The organism is Bacillus sp. H1a, assembly GCF_000633475.1.
Classification (GTDB): domain Bacteria; phylum Bacillota; class Bacilli; order Bacillales; family Bacillaceae_G; genus Bacillus_A; species Bacillus_A paramycoides.
The window spans coordinates 32,855-49,974 of record NZ_AYMH01000024.1; the positions used below are offsets into that span (position 1 = coordinate 32,855).

The 17,120-nt window shown below is 33.2% G+C and carries 29 protein-coding genes; 22 read left to right on the forward strand and 7 right to left on the reverse strand.

Annotated elements, in window-relative coordinates; genetic code table 11:
• Positions 1–17: 17 nt before the first annotated feature.
• From U860_RS0112235 to U860_RS0112245, 3 genes are read right to left on the reverse strand one after another with little or no spacing between them, the layout of a single operon-like run.
• A complete protein-coding gene (locus U860_RS0112235; RefSeq protein ID WP_025148754.1) occupies positions 18–1,451 on the reverse strand; it encodes a recombinase family protein in 1,434 nt (477 codons plus the stop codon).
• Between the two features lie 15 nt (positions 1,452–1,466).
• Entirely contained in the window at positions 1,467–1,922 is a 456-nt protein-coding gene (locus tag U860_RS0112240; RefSeq protein ID WP_025148755.1) for an ImmA/IrrE family metallo-endopeptidase, read from the reverse strand.
• A 22-nt stretch (positions 1,923–1,944) separates the two neighbouring features.
• Positions 1,945–2,352, reverse strand: coding sequence for a helix-turn-helix transcriptional regulator (locus U860_RS0112245; RefSeq protein WP_025148756.1), 408 nt, complete (start codon positions 2,350–2,352; stop codon positions 1,945–1,947).
• A gap of 275 nt (positions 2,353–2,627) precedes the next feature.
• Between U860_RS0112245 and U860_RS0112250 the strand changes: the two genes are divergently transcribed.
• The 10 genes from U860_RS0112250 to U860_RS33190 all read left to right on the forward strand — a co-directional run bounded on the left by U860_RS0112250 (position 2,628) and on the right by U860_RS33190 (position 6,878).
• The gene (locus U860_RS0112250) at positions 2,628–2,828 is read left to right on the forward strand and encodes a helix-turn-helix transcriptional regulator (RefSeq protein WP_025148757.1); all 201 of its coding nucleotides are present in this window, start codon (positions 2,628–2,630) and stop codon (positions 2,826–2,828) included.
• Positions 2,825–2,980 carry a hypothetical protein gene (locus U860_RS35860; protein WP_205206309.1) on the forward strand — a complete coding sequence of 52 codons (156 nt, stop codon included), beginning with the start codon at positions 2,825–2,827 and terminating at the stop codon, positions 2,978–2,980. The genes U860_RS0112250 and U860_RS35860 overlap by 4 nt, the downstream gene beginning before the upstream one ends.
• A gap of 189 nt (positions 2,981–3,169) precedes the next feature.
• Positions 3,170–3,934, forward strand: a complete 765-nt coding sequence (locus U860_RS0112260) for an ORF6C domain-containing protein (protein WP_025148758.1) — start codon at positions 3,170–3,172, stop codon at positions 3,932–3,934.
• A 12-nt stretch (positions 3,935–3,946) separates the two neighbouring features.
• Entirely contained in the window at positions 3,947–4,144 is a 198-nt protein-coding gene (locus tag U860_RS0112265; protein WP_025148759.1) for a hypothetical protein, read from the forward strand.
• Positions 4,145–4,180: 36 nt separating this feature from the next.
• Positions 4,181–4,336 (forward strand): hypothetical protein, encoded by a 156-nt coding sequence (locus U860_RS35865; protein ID WP_033795416.1) that lies wholly within the window; start codon positions 4,181–4,183, stop codon positions 4,334–4,336.
• Between the two features lie 39 nt (positions 4,337–4,375).
• Positions 4,376–4,504 carry a hypothetical protein gene (locus U860_RS36830; protein ID WP_081806699.1) on the forward strand — a complete coding sequence of 43 codons (129 nt, stop codon included), beginning with the start codon at positions 4,376–4,378 and terminating at the stop codon, positions 4,502–4,504.
• Between the two features lie 53 nt (positions 4,505–4,557).
• A complete protein-coding gene (locus tag U860_RS0112280; RefSeq protein WP_025148760.1) occupies positions 4,558–5,421 on the forward strand; it encodes a phage replisome organizer N-terminal domain-containing protein in 864 nt (287 codons plus the stop codon).
• Complete coding sequence (locus U860_RS0112285; RefSeq protein WP_025148761.1) at positions 5,363–6,226, forward strand: ATP-binding protein; 864 nt, start codon at positions 5,363–5,365, stop codon at positions 6,224–6,226. The genes U860_RS0112280 and U860_RS0112285 overlap by 59 nt, the downstream gene beginning before the upstream one ends.
• A gap of 107 nt (positions 6,227–6,333) precedes the next feature.
• Entirely contained in the window at positions 6,334–6,693 is a 360-nt protein-coding gene (locus tag U860_RS0112290) for a hypothetical protein (RefSeq protein ID WP_025148762.1), read from the forward strand.
• 20 nt (positions 6,694–6,713) lie between these two features.
• Positions 6,714–6,878 carry a DUF3954 domain-containing protein gene (locus U860_RS33190; protein WP_000642661.1) on the forward strand — a complete coding sequence of 55 codons (165 nt, stop codon included), beginning with the start codon at positions 6,714–6,716 and terminating at the stop codon, positions 6,876–6,878.
• Between the two features lie 76 nt (positions 6,879–6,954).
• Here U860_RS33190 and U860_RS0112300 read toward each other — a convergent pair whose 3' ends face one another.
• A complete protein-coding gene (locus U860_RS0112300) occupies positions 6,955–7,428 on the reverse strand; it encodes a hypothetical protein (RefSeq protein ID WP_025148763.1) in 474 nt (157 codons plus the stop codon).
• Between the two features lie 260 nt (positions 7,429–7,688).
• Here U860_RS0112300 and U860_RS0112305 point away from each other — a divergent pair, with 260 nt between their 5' ends.
• A complete protein-coding gene (locus U860_RS0112305; RefSeq protein ID WP_025148764.1) occupies positions 7,689–8,075 on the forward strand; it encodes a hypothetical protein in 387 nt (128 codons plus the stop codon).
• Positions 8,076–8,130: 55 nt separating this feature from the next.
• Here U860_RS0112305 and U860_RS0112310 read toward each other — a convergent pair whose 3' ends face one another.
• Complete coding sequence (locus U860_RS0112310) at positions 8,131–8,433, reverse strand: DUF3784 domain-containing protein (protein WP_081806701.1); 303 nt, start codon at positions 8,431–8,433, stop codon at positions 8,131–8,133.
• A gap of 785 nt (positions 8,434–9,218) precedes the next feature.
• Here U860_RS0112310 and U860_RS35870 point away from each other — a divergent pair.
• The 7 genes from U860_RS35870 (at position 9,219) to U860_RS0112355 (ending at position 12,699) form a co-directional block, all read left to right on the forward strand.
• Complete coding sequence (locus U860_RS35870; RefSeq protein WP_205206310.1) at positions 9,219–9,389, forward strand: hypothetical protein; 171 nt, start codon at positions 9,219–9,221, stop codon at positions 9,387–9,389.
• 419 nt (positions 9,390–9,808) lie between these two features.
• Positions 9,809–10,042 (forward strand): hypothetical protein, encoded by a 234-nt coding sequence (locus U860_RS31465; RefSeq protein WP_033795417.1) that lies wholly within the window; start codon positions 9,809–9,811, stop codon positions 10,040–10,042.
• 47 nt (positions 10,043–10,089) lie between these two features.
• On the forward strand, positions 10,090–10,212 hold the full coding sequence (locus U860_RS33200; protein WP_081806703.1) for a DUF3983 domain-containing protein: 123 nt from the start codon (positions 10,090–10,092) through the stop codon (positions 10,210–10,212).
• A 112-nt stretch (positions 10,213–10,324) separates the two neighbouring features.
• The gene (locus U860_RS35875) at positions 10,325–10,495 is read left to right on the forward strand and encodes a hypothetical protein (RefSeq protein ID WP_033795418.1); all 171 of its coding nucleotides are present in this window, start codon (positions 10,325–10,327) and stop codon (positions 10,493–10,495) included.
• 27 nt (positions 10,496–10,522) lie between these two features.
• Complete coding sequence (locus U860_RS0112345; protein WP_025148767.1) at positions 10,523–11,005, forward strand: ArpU family phage packaging/lysis transcriptional regulator; 483 nt, start codon at positions 10,523–10,525, stop codon at positions 11,003–11,005.
• Positions 11,005–11,547 (forward strand): site-specific integrase, encoded by a 543-nt coding sequence (locus U860_RS0112350; RefSeq protein WP_001012174.1) that lies wholly within the window; start codon positions 11,005–11,007, stop codon positions 11,545–11,547. The genes U860_RS0112345 and U860_RS0112350 overlap by 1 nt, the downstream gene beginning before the upstream one ends.
• Before the next feature lie 213 nt (positions 11,548–11,760).
• Positions 11,761–12,699 (forward strand): hypothetical protein, encoded by a 939-nt coding sequence (locus U860_RS0112355; protein ID WP_025148768.1) that lies wholly within the window; start codon positions 11,761–11,763, stop codon positions 12,697–12,699.
• A 375-nt stretch (positions 12,700–13,074) separates the two neighbouring features.
• Here the strand turns inward: U860_RS0112355 and U860_RS0112360 are convergent, their stop codons facing one another.
• Complete coding sequence (locus U860_RS0112360) at positions 13,075–13,254, reverse strand: hypothetical protein (protein WP_025148769.1); 180 nt, start codon at positions 13,252–13,254, stop codon at positions 13,075–13,077.
• A gap of 370 nt (positions 13,255–13,624) precedes the next feature.
• Positions 13,625–14,401: a DUF4393 domain-containing protein gene (locus tag U860_RS0112370; protein WP_025148770.1), complete on the reverse strand. Its 777-nt coding sequence runs from the start codon at positions 14,399–14,401 to the stop codon at positions 13,625–13,627.
• A gap of 166 nt (positions 14,402–14,567) precedes the next feature.
• Between U860_RS0112370 and U860_RS0112380 the strand changes: the two genes are divergently transcribed.
• Genes U860_RS0112380 through U860_RS0112395 form a run of 4 tightly spaced genes read left to right on the forward strand, consistent with a single transcriptional unit; the run spans position 14,568 to position 17,113 of the window.
• A complete protein-coding gene (locus U860_RS0112380) occupies positions 14,568–14,870 on the forward strand; it encodes an HNH endonuclease signature motif containing protein (protein WP_025148771.1) in 303 nt (100 codons plus the stop codon).
• A gap of 1 nt (position 14,871) precedes the next feature.
• Entirely contained in the window at positions 14,872–15,003 is a 132-nt protein-coding gene (locus U860_RS36835) for a hypothetical protein (RefSeq protein WP_275887051.1), read from the forward strand.
• 50 nt (positions 15,004–15,053) lie between these two features.
• Complete coding sequence (locus tag U860_RS0112390; RefSeq protein ID WP_025148772.1) at positions 15,054–15,416, forward strand: hypothetical protein; 363 nt, start codon at positions 15,054–15,056, stop codon at positions 15,414–15,416.
• Entirely contained in the window at positions 15,413–17,113 is a 1,701-nt protein-coding gene (locus tag U860_RS0112395) for a terminase TerL endonuclease subunit (protein ID WP_025148773.1), read from the forward strand. Before U860_RS0112390 ends, U860_RS0112395 begins: the two co-directional genes overlap by 4 nt.
• Positions 17,114–17,120: the final 7 nt, after the last annotated feature.

The window sequence follows — 17,120 nt, forward strand, 5'->3', positions numbered from 1 at the left end:
TTTAATCAAATATAACATCAATTAAACTCCATTTCTACTACTTTTAACTCATAAGCCTGCAATTCATCACTTCTTTCAACAACTATCTTTTTTAGTATAATTTGCATGAACATTTTCTTTTCTTCATCATTTAAGTTGTTCCAGTTAAGTTTCATATCTTTCAAAATTTCTTTTAATTCTTCATTCTTGAGCTTTTTATTTTCAGTTGGTTTTAGCTTATACAATTCTTCCGTTAAAACTTTTTCTCTATCATTTTCTTCTTGCATAAGTTCTGTAAATTCTTCATCTTTTAAGTGGTCATTTGCCCAAGCGTATTGCCATTTTTTTCGCCGTTTCTCAATAGTTTTTAGCTCGTTTTTAATTTGTATGATCTCATCTTCCATGTTACTTGTTCCAGTTGTGACATCTGCATCTGTTGCATCTATGTGGAAGGAAAGTATATGTGGAATAATAATTTTTTCTAATTTACGTTCCGACATACTGCCCATAGTACAAACGTTTAATTTCCGACCTCTACAGAAATACTGTTTATACTTAGTGACAGTTCCATCTCTTTTCTTTGATGTTACATAGTTTCCTACTAATGACCTACCACAGTGAGGACATTTTATAATGCCAGAGAAAATATAACTACCATATTGACTACGAGGATGGGATTCTCTTCTTGATTCTCTTAATTTTTGAACATTATCAAATAATTCCTTCTCTATAATAGCTGGTACAGAATCTGGAATCTCAAAATAATGTTCCGTTTCTTTTCGCCAGCGTAAAGTCCCGATATATAGTGGATTTTCTATAATATACATTACAGCTTTTTCATTCCAATAGTCTCGTCCAGGCGTTCCGATGGTGTTGAGTTTTTTGCTAATTCTCATAGCACTATGCCCTTTTAAATAATCATTGAAAATAGAACGAACGATTTTTGCCTCTTCTTCTATAATAGTTAATACTCCTTTTTTATGGTCTGCATTGTATCCATAAGGTTTTCTTGGAGAAGTATATTTACCTTGCCTAACCTTTTCTTGTTGTCCCACTCTAACTCGTTCGCCAATGTTTTCACGTTCCCATTGGGCTAGCGCAGCAATAATGGTGATGAATAATCTTCCAATGGCTGTTGTTGTATCATAAACTTCTGTAGCACTTTTGAATTTACAATCGTATTCTTCAAATACATCTAATAGTGTATATAAATCTAGTACAGATCTTGTAAGACGATCTAATCGATGAACTAAAACACAATCAATTAGTCCTTTTTTTATGTGTTCTATCATCCGTTTCAATTCTGGACGGTTAGTATTTTTAGCGGATATACCTTCATCTACATAGTAACCAACAACATCCCAGTCCTGTGCATCGCAATACGCTTTAAGTTTTTTCTTTTGAGCGGAGATGGAATATCCTTCTACAGCTTGTTCCTCTGTTGAAACACGAGCATAAATTGCACATCTCACTTTTTATTCCACCTTTCAATTTGTTGTTAAATTATTTCTTTTGCTGGCGAACGTGTAAAATTCTAAAAGCTCAACAGGAATGTTATTTTTATATGCTATACATGCTTTTGTATCACCTGGAGTAATGCTATCCTTATCTATTAACAAAAGCGCAGCAAATATATTGGCTTCAATTTCTAATTTATCAACGGATAAAAACGTATTTTTTCGTAAGAACGGTGTATTCGCTTGAGGGTGCAGGACAGCGTGTCCTAATTCATGAGCGCAAACTGTTCTTTGCATAGTTGAAGATAAATTACTATTAATAGCTATAAATTTATTTCTCTTTTCATACTTGTAGAATCCATTAATTTCTTCGTGTAGATCATAAAAAAAGATATTTATATTTAAACATTGTGCAAGTTCAAAGGGGTCTTTGGTATTATGTTTTTTGCAAAGTTGATTGACTGTGTTGTTTATTACGAATTTCAATGTGATCACTCCCGAACTTACATTAATTATCTTTACGATGCTTCTTAGGAATGTATTTTTTATTAATAACTTTTGTTTGACGTACAATGTATTCCATTGCATCTAACAAAGAATCTACAGCTTCTTCACTCATTGGCTCACCAGAGAACATAAGTCCTTGTGAGTCTATTAGGTCACGTTTTATTTCTTCCATTCTTTTTTCAATATCTTTTTCGTCCTTATTGTTTAATTGATTTAACGGTTCTCTTCCTAGTAGATAATCAGTTGTTACATGGAAATAGTCAGCTACCTTTTGTAGTTTCTCAGCCGATGGTGATGTTTTATCCCATCTGCGTATAGTTCCGTTTCCAAATTCTAAATCACGTTCTAGTGCTGAGAGTGCAATTTTTCTTTGTGCGCATAGACCTTTAATTGTGTTAACTAAAGTCATAGTAATCACCTTTCTGATTTAGCGTAGGTTAAATTTAGCGAATATGCTATAAAAATATTGACTTTTAGCAAATATGCTATTAATATATACCTGTAAGCTAATTATTTAGCGGAATTAAGGCGTAAAAATACCGTAGCATTAAAGTTGTAGTGATCGCTGGGGGGCGATTAACTTGGGATTTTTGCGTCTTTTTTCCATACATTCAATTTAGCATATTTGCTAATAAACAGTCAATAATTTAGCGCAAATTTTCGCAATAGAAAGTAGGTAACAAAGTGCAATATTCAAATTTCGGAATAAAGGTAAGGACGGAGTTATTAAAACGAGATTTAACTCTTAGTTCATTCGCTTCCGAGTTAGGAATTTCAATTTCCTATTTATCGGATATTTTAAAAGGATCTAGGAAAGGAAAAAAACAAAAAAAACGAATTGCAGAAACTTTAGGCATTGAAATATGTGAGGAAGATATTAAATGACAAACCAACTAACTAAACAACAAATTAAAATGGATGGTCCGAGCCCAGAAGCATTAAAGCTTTTAAAAGCGTTCTTAATGAGGACGTCTGTTCCAAGAATAGCAGCTCAAAGAATTAAAGAAAGATCAGAAAGTGCAGGTCATAGTAACTAATGGCAGGAAGTGGATTAATTAAAGAACGGCAAAAAACCAACTAAAAAGGAGAAAATTCATATTGAATCATACAAGTTAAATCCTGATAATTGGTTGATTTTCAAAAAAGTAAATAGTGAATTGCATTTGATACATCGCTATGCAAATCAAACTAAAATCATTCCGAGTCTATAGATAGGAGAAAAAATCATGGATCAATTAACAGTAGTAAATGAAAAATCCGTACATAGTGAGTTCGTATTTGAAAGCAATGGTGAAATTGTTACAGATAGTTTGATGATTGCAGAAGTATTCAATAAACGTCATGACAATGTTATGTCTGATATCAGGACTCAAATGGATTATACAGGAATAGAATTTTCACTCCTAAATTTTAAGGAACGAACTTATGAAAATAGAGGACGTCTTTATCCTAAATGTGATTTAACAGAAGAAGCTTTTACATTGGTTGTTATGAGTTACAACACAAAAGAAGCTGTCCAAATGAAAATTAAGTTTATTGAAGAATTCAAACGTATGAAACAATATATGCAAATTCAACAAAAAGTACCTAAAGATCCAATGAGTGTTTTGAAATTAACATTTGAAGCCTTAGAAGAACAAGCACAAGAAATTCAGCATATTAAATCTGATGTAAAGGATTTACGTGAAAATGCTCCTTTATATGCAGTTGAATGTGATGAAATATCAAGAGCTGTAAGAAAGTTAGGCGTTCTTCTGCTAGGTGGAAAAGATTCTAATGCTTACCAGGATATTGGCATTAGAAGAAAGTTATATAGCGATATTTATGGTCAACTACATAGAGAGTTTGGTGTGAATAGCTATAAAGCTATTAAACGTCATCATTTAGATAGAGCAATTCAAATCATTAATGAAGAATATTCAGTTCCAACAATTTTGGATGAAGAAATCACGGCTACAAATGCACAGATAAATATGGCGGAAGTTCAATAGGAGGAAAAGAAAATGAGAGAAACTAAATATTTTGTACTTCACAACAGGGGATATGGTCTAAACGCTTACGAGTGTGAATCAAAAACTGAAGCAACTCGTAAGATTAAGAGGTTAATTGAAGATGGTGAACCAACATCATCTATCATACTTACACAACAGGTTCCCCTAAAAACACAAATTCACTATGTAACAGTTGAAATTGATGATTAATAATACGCTGAATTTATTTAAAAGGGAAGTGATTTTGTGGAAGATTCAACATCGTTAGCTTTATTCGGAATGTTAATCGCATGTAGTGTATGGTTGTTTTACATTACTTACCAACCAATAAAACAATGGGCTTGGAGTGATGTGAAACAAAATAAAAAGACCCATAGCAGTGGGTCCTTTAGAAAAAAATAAGTTGTTATAAGTATATCACGGAAAGAAGTGGAATAGTACATGGATTTAGTTGTTTATCAAGTACTATTACCTAATAAGTTCTGGGAATTAGCAAAAAGCAAAGAAGAATTAAAACAGATGATTGAGCAATACTTCAGTGTTGATTATCCGCATTATGATATTCAATGAATTATCAAAAGTGGACAAGCACACATAGCAGTTTGTACAAGGAGGTAATGAATATGTCTGAAGTAAAAGTGAAATGGATTAAACTTTCGACAACGATGTTTGAGGATGAAAAAATTCGCCTAATTGAGAGCATGCCTGAAGCCGATACATTATTAATTATTTGGATTAAGTTGTTAGCTCAAGCTGGTAAAACAAATGCAAGTGGTTATATTTTTTTAAACGAGAATATCCCATATACGGAAGATATGCTAGCAACACTCTTTAATCGCTCCCTAAATACAGTTCGGATGGCACTAAGTGTATTTCAAAAATTCGGGATGATTGATATTGACGAAAATCATTACATCAATGTCATTAATTGGGGAAAACATCAGAATCTAGACCGTTTAGAAAAGATTAAGGAAGACACTAGGAAACGTGTAGCAGCACACCGAGAAAGAAAAAAACAACAAACACTTAGTTGTAACGTTACATGTAACGATGTCGTAACGGACATAGATAAAGATTTAGATAAAGATTTAGATAAAGAAATAAAAAAAGAATATAGCCCTGAAAAATCTAAGGACAACGCTCAATCTATTCCGTATCAAGAGATTGTTGATTACCTCAACATGAAAGCAAATACCAATTATAAACATACATCTAAAAAAACACAGGATCTAATCAAAGCAAGGTGGAAAGAAGGATTCGGATTAACTCATTTTCAACAGGTGATTGACATTAAGACTTCACAATGGATTGATAATACGGAGATGAGTGGATATTTGAGACCTATCACATTATTTGGAACTAAATTCGAAAGTTATTTAAATGAAAAACCTGTACAACGAAAAGGAACATTTAAAGGAGGACCAGCTAATGCAAGCAATAAAAAAGATAGTAGTTTCATCGACAAATACGACTTCAAGAAACGCTAGTCAAAGATATGTATTGTCTCCTAAAAGATGTAAGAATGTCTTTTTAGTAGGTCAAGAAAATTTTAAAGACGTTTGCAGCAAACGCATGTTGATAGATATAGAAACAAATGAGGAATTTTGTCCTCAATGTAGATCGGTAGAAAACGAAGATCAGAAATTAGCTAAAGAGACACTAGCTATAAAAAAGAAAAATGAAATCATTCATTTATATGATTCATTTGCTGATAACAGCTTAATAAATGACAAACTCAAAAAAGCCACATTTGAAAATTATGTACCACCTAAAAAGGAATTGGCTAATGCGAAAGAAACGATTATGAATTTTGTTACTTCATTCAATAAAGAAGAACCAACAAGCATGATTATAACAGGCGATTATGGAGTAGGAAAAAGTCATTTGTGTGTGGCGGCCACTAAAGAACTTATGAAAAAGGGTCACAGTGCAATGTTTATTCAAATGAATAAGTTATTTACCAAAATCAAATCCACTTGGAATAAAAACAGTGAAATGACAGAGGACAAGCTTATGTCCCTTCTAGCAAAAGTTGATGTCTTGATTATCGATGACTTCGGAGCAGAATTCACGGAAAAAGATAAAGAAGGGGTTACATGGAAGCAAACAAAAACAAATGAAATCGTTGATAGTCGTATAGGTAAGAGTACTTTGTTTACTACTAATTTTACTATCGGTGAATTAGCAGGAATGTATGGGGAACGTGATTTTAGTCGGATGATGGAAAATGCCGAAATGTTAGAAATGTATGGTGATAATTATAGATTACGCAATTTTAAAAAGGGGGATTAATGATGAAAAAAATACAGGTATTGCAAGAAAAGTGGACGAGCGAATGTTTTTAAGTAAGCAGGGGGCAAGTGAGTTATTAGAACTCATTAAAAGGAGTGGAAAGGTGCATGGTTAAACAGCTAAATATTTTCGAGGTAGAACCAGAAATTATTAAATTTGATGTCTCAAAAGCTAATGTAAAAAAGAGGTCTGGAAGAGTTCTATATACAGATATACGTGTCCAGATACCTAGAAACGCAAAATGTACGGACGAGCTTCCGCGTACTACAAATCCAGACGATCGTTATGAAACGTTTGAACAGTACGCAATGGCAATTTGGAGGTTTCAACGTGCAATTGATAAGCTGTTTAATTGGGAATCTGCTGAAGAATTATGCAAGGCTGCACGTGATAAAAAAGAAGCCATTCCAGTGAGGGTTTATTTAGGTAGTGGATTTAATCCAAATGTTGTTGAGTATATGAAATAGAAAAAGGAGAACAGATAAAAATGAAAGCTGAAATTGATGTAACAAAAAATCAAATTTTTGTGGTGAATGAGGGTGTAGTTACTTCTTATGAACAACCTAAGACTGGATATGGAGAACAAATGGTGATTTGGGTTAATGGAAAAGCAATTCATGTAAAAACAACATACATTGAGAAGCTTAAGTGATTTTTATGAACGTTCGGATAATAAAACCGAATTTGAATTTTGTAGAACAGCATAATGAGGAAAGATGATTAGAGTATTAGCGAAACCCAACTCTAATTATTTCTTCATCTTTTATTTCAATTACGAATCTATATTCTTTATCTAATAGCCAGTAATAAAAACTGACTGCATCAACGTCAACAAGTGATTGGAATACTTTATCAAGATTTGTACTTACTACAGGGATTTCATAGTTATCCCATAATATAAAAATCTGTTCATCAAAATCTAGTTGGTTTGCTCTAATAAGGTAAATTAGTTGTTCTTTGTTTGAAGCTATTAATTGATTGTCTATCTGTTCCCAATCTATTTTTCCAGAGACGGTTATTGGAAATAAATTAATTAAATTACTAGCAATCTGCTGGCTTTTCTCCTGAGAGAAGATTAGAGTTTTGTCTCCTAAGGATTCAAGACATTCAGTAAACAAAGGGTTTGTATCATTTCTGTTTTTTGTTTTCAATGCCCTTAACTTTTGTTGCATTTTCCATTGCCTTGAGGATTTATCATTCATTTTTAACATTCCTTATACAATTATTTAAGAATGAGTATAGCATATAAGGGCAGTCCTTATGAAAATGAATTTTAAAAATATAAATTATACAAAAGCGTTATTTGAATAGAAAATGGCAGGTAATTGACTAAGTTACCTGCCGTGCAACAAACGATACGGAGTGTAACGAACTCCGATTTGAAAGAGAGTAGCTGTGGGAAGCTGACTTGTAGATAGTATGTGTGATTTAAACAAGATTATTCGTAAAGGGGGAATGAAAGATGGACAAGAAAAAACGGATTGAAATCGTAAATTCGCTTATTAAGTATCTTGCAGATCATGAGAGAGAGTTCTTTCGTTACAAACATAGAACGGCTCATTTTATACACGATGGTAGAAACCTTTGGTACGTTGACCACGGGACGAATGTTCCGATGTATATGACTAGAAGTTCTTACATGAACAAGAAACAGGAGCATAATTTCTCTGGTGGAGGAACAATGTGGGGGCTAATCAGAGATTTCACAGACTTTATATTCGGTAACGATAATTCGAACGGTAAAAATGGTTACGGTGGATTGTACTGTACTCATTGGGGTTGGTCAGAAGAAGGAATGAAAAAGATGCGTGAATATGCAAGGGAAATCGGATATTTAAAAGCTTCATAAAATAGTTATTTGAAGCGGTTATATTAACAAAAAAAGAGCCATATTTAGACTCTTTTTAAAAAGGTTTATTAATCATTTGCTTTCGAACCAAAACAAATACTGTACCTGCACAAATGCAGATTGCGTAAATCATACCGCTTATGTCACCCAAGAATTCAAGCCCGAATGGGAGTAGAAAAGTGGCAATTCCTACTATATAAGCGAATGTTCCAAATAATTTAGCTAGTTTATCTTTATCACCAATAAAAGTGGCTTCTTGGTATCCGGCGATAAGGAATAAGTACTTTTTAATATGAATTAGATAACCACTTATGATGATAATTAAGCTAACAAGTGTACAAATTACAAATCCACCCATTATATTCACCTGCCTTATTTAAATTTTACCATATTTAGGTTGATTTTTAATAGGGCTAACATAGAAGACTACCTTGCTATGAGAGAGAATTAGGGTCGAAAAAGCAGAAATTTAAGATGTGAAAGAAAGTAGTTTTTAATAAAATCCTTATTTGAAAACAAGAAGCCCTAGAGTTAGGGCTCTAGGGCTTCTTGTTTTGGTATTCTCACATGGTTTTTCAAAAAGAATAGAACATATTGAAGATAACATGTGAATGTTTCATAAATGTATCAAAAAAGTGAACAAAATTGCTATTGCAGAAGAAGCAGAAATGAAGTTTCTAATACGTAAGTACGTGAAAGGTATTATTTCCAGTGGATAAAATGCGCATGGGACACCTAATCATTATTTTATCGGGGGAAAAGAATATGTTATGAACTTGGTTGAATGAAAAAATGAAAATTTTACTTTTAGAGTGAAACTAAACAAAAACGCTATTTTAGTAGCAAATAAAAAGAGCACCATATAAGTGCTCTTTAGAAAGGTAAAAATGCCTATGAGTTTTTTACATTATATGTTCATGTTATGTAATTGTGAAAAAAATTAACAAAAACTTCATTTGGCACAACAAAGTAGCTAGCTCAATTAGCTAACTACTCGTTGTACAAAAGAAACTAGGCCCTACAAGCAATGTTTCATGAACTGTAACTTAAAGTTACAGTTTTAGTATAAACGGGTTTGGAAATATTATGTGGAATGAAGGAAACTTAATAAAAATTTCATTTTGTAGAAAAGGGGGAATGGATATGGATGTGAAAAAACAGCTTGAAAATGTGGTTTGGCATATCGAAACAAATAGAAAAGTTTTAGGAGATCAAAAGACATTGGATGATGTATTAATCGCTTTAAAAAGAATGGCGAGTGAAGTGGAAAGTGAAAAGGTAACATACTACGGGAGCGGACATCCTTACAATTAAAAGAGCAGTTAGTAAAAGTTAACTGCTCTCTCTTAAGAAAACTAAGAAGGAAGTTCAATAATTAAGTGTATTTATAGCATGGACAAGATTTGGGGATTTATTCAAGGAGGGATGGAGAATGTGTACTTATTGGGAAAATGCAGTTAAAGAATTCTTTAAGAAACAGGAGCAGGAACGAAATAAAAGAGCAGATAGCAAAAGCTAACTGCTCGGTTCTCAGCCAAGAAAGCTAGAGTGGGAGAAATCGACTTTTTAAAGTCTTATGTACAGTGTTAGACAATATTTAGAATTTTATTCGCGTAAACATAAAAAGAGCAGATAGCAAAAGCTAACTGCTCACCCAAGGAAAACGGAGAAAAGATTACCATGTATCTACAGTATTAACGGAATATTGATTTTTATTCGGGGGGGAGAGGGAAATGAGAATGATATCTTTTCAAATCAATCTAAAAGAAATTGTAATTTATACACAGGAAACAAAGAATTCACACAATATGCGAATGTTCGAGGAATTGGGATTACAGTTATTTGATGATAAAGGTGAATGTATATCTGCTGAAATGACAGCGATATCTTTAAAAAATATCTTGAATCGGATGGATAAAAAACAAGTAAACAGGGTAATAGACATGTTTATTATTGGTCCTTATTAAGAAAACCAAACAAAATAATCCTTTTAGAAGAAAGTGAGGTTAGGAGAATGGCTAATTTAAAGAAAAGGAAAACAAGAATGGCTATTGCTCGGCGTGCAAAAGCTTTTGAAAAATATAGGGTGGATAATGCTTGGAGAAACATTTTTGTGCGAACTGTTTTTTTAAAGTAAATGATAACAAAATATAGTCCGGCTAGAAAACTAGAGGACACCAATTTTTAGAGCGGCAATCAAGCTGTTTTAAGAAATGGTGTCCTCTTTATTTTGAAAGGGGATGTGGGGAATGAAGGCACTAAAAGATCAATTACGTGAATGGAAAAAGCAATCTAAGCAAGCGAAAAAGAACCATAAGAAAAAACGAAAAGAGAAGTTAAGCACGCGTGATATTGAAGATTTAATGGGAATTCGTGGCCCTCGTTATGAACGTAGACGTGGGGCTTTGAGACAAAAGTAATTTAAAAATAAAAAGGAGTGGTCTTACATGACTAAACAATTATCTTTTTTACCAAAAATCGATAGAACAGCAACACAAGAGGAATTAGAAGGTGTGTTGGAAAGCGTACGTATACATAGGCAATTTGGGATGATGCGTAAAGAAATGAAAGTCACTCCTTCTTATGAAATGCGTGAGCACGGTCCTACACATGTAGTTGGAAAGCCGTTAGAAGATGTTGCTATAGCGAATATTCAACAAAGCAAACGAGAAGAGTGGCTCGAAAGAATATCATTACGTATTGATCAGTTTCTAAATCGATTAGGAAACGGACGTGCAGGAATTATCCAAAGAGATATTATTTATAAACGTTATTTAGAAGAAGAGGATGTATGTGATTACATGGTTTATAACGAAATAGGAATGTCGGAGCGCACTTATCGACGTTGGAAGTCTAAAGCGTTTTATAAACTTGCTTTTGCACTTGGATTAGAAGTTTACGAGACAGAAGAGACTGGAGGTAATGAATAATGAATTTTGTTCAGCCAATACGTGATCCAGAACAAATACAGCAGCTAAAAGAGTATTTTAGGGAAAAGAGTGTACGTAATTATATTTTATTCATTATGGGAATCAATACAGGCCTGAGAATCTCTGATATCTTGAAATTGAAGATAGGAGATGTCAAAGGGAGTCATATCTCTATGAGGGAAAAGAAAACAGGGAAACAAAAACGAATACAAATTACAGTAGCACTGAAAAGAGAACTAAAATGGTTTATTGAAGAAAGAGAAGACAACGAGTATCTATTACAGAGTAGACAAGGTAAGAACCGTCCTATCGGTCGTAGCATGGCATATAAGATACTCAGTGGAGCAGCGGCAGAGTTTGGATTAGATGAAATAGGAACACATACGTTGAGAAAGACGTACGGGTATCACATGTACATGCAAACAAAAAACATAGCATTACTTATGGAGATATTCAATCACTCGTCAGAGAAGGTCACGCTACGTTATATAGGTGTAAACCAAGATGCAATGGATAAAGCAATGACTAGGTTTAAAATCTAATCATTGCTTTTTCTTTTTTAAATTTATACAGTTACTCATAAATTTCGTACTGTGTAACTCAAAAGAGAAAGTTTTATGAAGTCAATGATAGCAAGGGATTTCGTGATAGGGTCAGTTACACACAATATAAGATATGGGTAACTTGCAAAGAAAGGGTGTCTACCTTGTTTTATTTTAATGATAGAATATTAAATATAGAAGGGAGTGCCATAAATGGAAGAGGAATATAGAAAAAAAGAACTTGAAAACAAAAAGAAAATGGTGTTAGAAGAGTTCAAAAATAATAGCTTTGAGTTTAAGGAACTACAACAAAACATGATGAACCCTGTGCAAGTTACACTTGCAATGAAGGAATCTGTAGATAAAGCGCTCAAAAATATTCAGAGTGCATATAGAAATAATATAGTAGAAATGCAAAAAATTGCTCAGCATGCATTAAAACAGAGTATAGATAATACGCACATTTTTAAAGAGTTTAACGCACATTTAAAAGGAATAGTGGACAGCATTGATTGGGAATTACTTGATGATAAAATAGCAACAAGAATAAAAGGGATTGATAATTTATTGCAGGAACTAGAAAAGGAGTTTTTGTGTCTAGATATGGAAATCATTGATGCGCTTGAAGGCAAAGAGGTAACTGATGAAGATATATTAGAATATATAAGTCAGAATCTCGAATCTTATGTAGAAGTTATAACACAAGATCCTATGTATGAACTTCATGAAACTTTAATTAAGGAGACTTATGAAGCGTATAAAGGAGGATTATATAAATTATGTGTTATGCCGTTATTTGCTGCATTTGAACATGTTCTTGCAACTTGGAGTGATGGTAAAATAAATACTAATCTGGTATCAGTCAGACAAAAGCCAGAAAGGTATAGGGTCGCGAGGATTAAACCTGAAGAATATATTGATATAGAACAAGAACAATATATTAAAGTTTTTTCACTATCTGTTCTTCGGATGTTAGGAAAAACCTTTGTAAGTGTTCCGAAGGAATTATGTCAAGAACTTAATCGAAATTCAATAGCGCATGGATTCCATGATTATGACTCTATCACCAAGGAAGAAGTATTAAAGTTATTCCAATTACTCAAATCCACCTTGGTATTAAGATACTTTAAGATAAAGGATGCTGAACTTTAAAAATATGGCAGAGTCGTGACCGCTTTTTGGCAGGAAATGTGCCGGTTGTTTTGGAATCAACGTGATATATTTGTATTGTGAGAAGTGGCGGAAAACACAACTCACTATGTTGTTTCTAAATTTCTAAACGGCTTCATTATAGCGGCACATAAAATCCGAAACCAGCAGATGGTACTGATTGAATGTTACCGTCGGAGAGCTTTTGCTCTTCTTCCAGTTACTTAATATTGTTGATACATATCAGCAGAGCATCATTAGGTGATTGGAAGAAGTTTGAAACTTCACGTACCGTAATTGAAATGTAAATTAATAACCTATTTCAAAGCATCCATTCGGGTGCTTTTTATTATGCAAAGAAAAAAGCCCGTGATAGGGCTAGATGATTTTCTTCATACCACATTGACGACATTCTCTTAAGAAGATGAAATCTTTAACGGAACTTTTGAATGCGGTATTGCCGCAATTATCACAGCGACCGCTAATTTTATCAGGGAACTCTTTGTATGTGTATATTTTACTTAAATCGTATTTTTGTTCAGGTTCTCCATTTTCCATTTGTTTCACCTACATATCAATTTGAATTAATATAGCTTAACCATAATAACATGAAGTGTTCACATAGTGGATGCTTTTTATTTTGGAGGAGGGAGTGATGGCATGAATTGGTTTAGTTATTTTCTTGGATGTGGAACAGGCTTCATAGTCTGCTTAATAATTATGATTCAATTCCTCAAAGCAAAGGAAGTTAAAGAATTAGATTGATAAATTAAGGTAAGGTAGATTTTGACGAAAGGGCAACTGATGTATAGTTGCTTTTTATTATGTAAAAAAAGGGCATTCGAATAGGAAGGGGGATGGAAGTGACTGAAAACAAACTTCTGTATATAAAAAATCCCCTTTAATAAAAAGAGGATTTTTAGATTTGTTAAATGCATATTTCAATAAAACTTTCTCCAAGTGGTGTAATGTCAACTATTCCTTTTCGAATATTCACATCATTAAATTTTATGGATGCAGGATTCAAAGTTAAATTGTACTGTTCGAATTCTTGTTTAGTTTTTTGGAAAAACGGATTATCAAGATATTTTTTATAAAAAGTATCATCTGATAGATACGTCTTATAAGTAATCGAAACCAAGCCTAAACGATCTAAATTTGAAATAGATGTTGCATTTAAGTCGACATCCATAGTCTCTGCATTCTCCAGAAATACATTTGTTTTATATGGAAAGCTTCCATTGTTATTAGTATTAAGGAAATCATATCTTACTATAGGATATCTATTAGTAGTTTTAAATAATTTTAAATTTATTGCATCTAATGGAGAAAGCTGTTTAATTATTTCTACAAATGATGGATGGGCTTTAGCGATTGTATCACGGTTAATAGATGCAGCTATAAGATTTGCGAACATTGTTCTTAGCTCATCACTTTCAAAATAATACTTAGATGCTTCTAAACTAGGACCAACAATATGTAGTGGTGGTTCAACAATATTTTCTTCTGGAACAGAAGAAGTCTTTTGTTCTAGTTCTTCTTTGAATTTATTAAGCGCAACTACTCGTTTGTGCTGAGTTTTTTGCGCGTAATTATCTATTCCTCCGAATACAATTGTCCATATAGAGGATAGTGTATTTCCGACTGACTGAGCAATTGGTGTAACTGCTTCATCAAGAAATTTTGGGATTACGTTAATTTCCATAGTGGTTCACCTCCTTTTATTATATTATAACGAAATCAAGAAGAAATGAGGACAATAATGGAGATAATTTATGAGCAGCCTTTTTTAACTACATGGTTTATTGCATGGATGTTTTTTTGTTTATCAAGTGTTATGGCAATGGTTAAGAAATGATAAGGGGTGAAAGATGGCAAAAGAATACGCAAAGAAGTTTTATAAGTCTACAGCATGGAAAAAGTGTAGAGAATCATACATAGCTACAACATTAGATGGTATGTGTGAGCATTGTACTGAAGAACCTGGATACATCGTTGACCATATTATTGAGATAACGCCAGAGACTATAGACAATCCAGATATCACATTGAATCATGAGAACCTACAATACTTATGCTTACCTTGTCATAACACTAAGACGTTTGGTAAAGCTGTATTGATTAGAGAAGATGTAATGTTTGATGAGAATGGTGATTTGATTAGGAGGGAATAGGATGCTGAGTAATGGTCAAGCGTTAACTAAAGAACTATTAGCAGAAAAGAATCAGGAACAAAAGGAACCAATCCCCCCCTTTTCAAAAATAAATAAAGAGTCTATAGGGGTCCGAGAGGGGAGCTTCACGTAACACACGAGCTATTTCTATAGGGGGTGTGGTCATGAAAGGAGTGGAATTTTATGAGTGATAATCTAGATATAGAAAAAGAAAAACGAATTAAGAGAGAAATGACGCGATTAAACAGTTTATTGAAGAATTTAGATCCGAAGAAAAAAAGGGCTGTTTCTTCACTCATAAAAAATGCTGCTTTTATGGCTGTCACTTTAGAGGATTTACAAGAAGAAATTAATAAGAATGGTGTTACGGAACAATATCAAAATGGAGCGAATCAATATGGTATTAAGAAATCCTCAGCAGTAGAAGTATACAATACTATGATAAAAAATCATGTCCAGGTCATGAAGCAATTAACAGATTTGTTACCAAAAGAGCAACCTAAAGAAGAGGATGATGGATTTGATGAATTCGTGGCTGATAAATGAGTAAACGAGTAAGAAAGCAATACCCGTTAACTTATAATCCAATCATTGAGTATTACAATCAAATCGAATCTGGAGAAGTAATTGTATCTAATAAAGTTAGGCAAATATATAAGAAGCTTGTTGACGATGTGTATGATACTTCTTCTGTATTTGAGTATGATGCTAAGAAAGCGAATCATGTAATAGAATTCATTGAGAATTTTTGCAAACACTCAAAAGGTAGATGGGGCGGCAAGCCAATTGAATTGGAGATTTGGCAAAAAGCATTTTTAGCAGCTTCATTTGGATTTGTTCATAAGATTGACGGTACAAGAAAGTATAGAGAAGTGCTTTTAATTGTGGCGCGTAAAAACGGAAAATCAACTATTGCTTCTGGGATTGGATTGTACTTACAAGTAGCCGATGGAGAACCTGGTGCAGAAATTTATGCAGTTGCTACTAAATTAGACCAAGCAAAATTAGTTTGGTTAGATGCCAAAAGGATGGTTAAGAAATCTCCCGTATTATTAAAGCGAATTAAACCTCTTGTTCGTGAATTGAACGCAGATTTTAATGATAGTACGTTTAAACCTTTGGGAAGTGATTCAGAAACACTTGATGGTCTTAATGTTCATGGAGCGATGATGGATGAAATACATGCTTGGAAAGATAAGAATCTATATGACGTTATAGTGGATGGTACTTCTTCAAGGGAACAACCAATGATATTTATGATTACAACAGCTGGAACCATTCGTGAATCTGTTTATGATATGAAATATGAAGAAGCAGAGATGCTTTTAAATGGTTTAGATGATCCAGATGGTTATAAAGATGATCGTTTCTTGCCGATTATATATGAATTGGATAAAAGAGATGAATGGACTGATAATACTAAATGGGCAAAAGCTAATCCTGGTTTAGGTACGATAAAAAAGACGGATCAACTTGAAACAAAAGTAAATAAAGCAAAAGCAAATTCGTTATTAGCTAAAAACTTATTAACAAAAGATTTTAATATTCGTGAAACAAGTACAGAAGCTTGGTTAACATTTGAACAATTAAATAATAAAGCTATCTTTGATATAGAAAAATTAAAGCCTTCTTATGGGATTGGTGGTTGTGATTTATCTTCAACAACCGATTTAACCGCAGCGAAGGTTATTTTTATGCTTCCAAACGATCCACATGTCTATGTCTTACAAATGTATTGGCTTCCTGAAGATTTGCTTGAGCAAAGAAGTAAAGAGGATAAAATCCCCTATAACTTATGGGAGGAACAAGGATTATTAAGAACGACACCAGGCAACTCAGTGCATTATAAATTTGTGACTGAATGGTTTTTAGAAATACGTGATGAATACGGTATTTATATTCCGTGGATCGGTTATGATAGATGGTCCGCAAAATATTGGGTGGAGGAAATGGAAGGCTACTTTGGCAAAGAAGCAATGATTCCAGTTGCCCAGGGCAAACAAACCCTTTCTAGTCCTATGAAATTATTAGGAGCAGATTTAGAGTCTAAATTAGTAAATTACAACAATAACAGCATTGATAAATGGTGTTTATCGAATACAGCCATTGATGTTGATAAGAACCTTAATATACAGCCGAACAAAACAAATAATCAACGTAGAAGGATTGATGGAACCGCAGCACTTTTAAATGCATATGTGGTACTTCAAGAGAAACGAAATGATTATCTAAATATGATTTAAGGGAGGT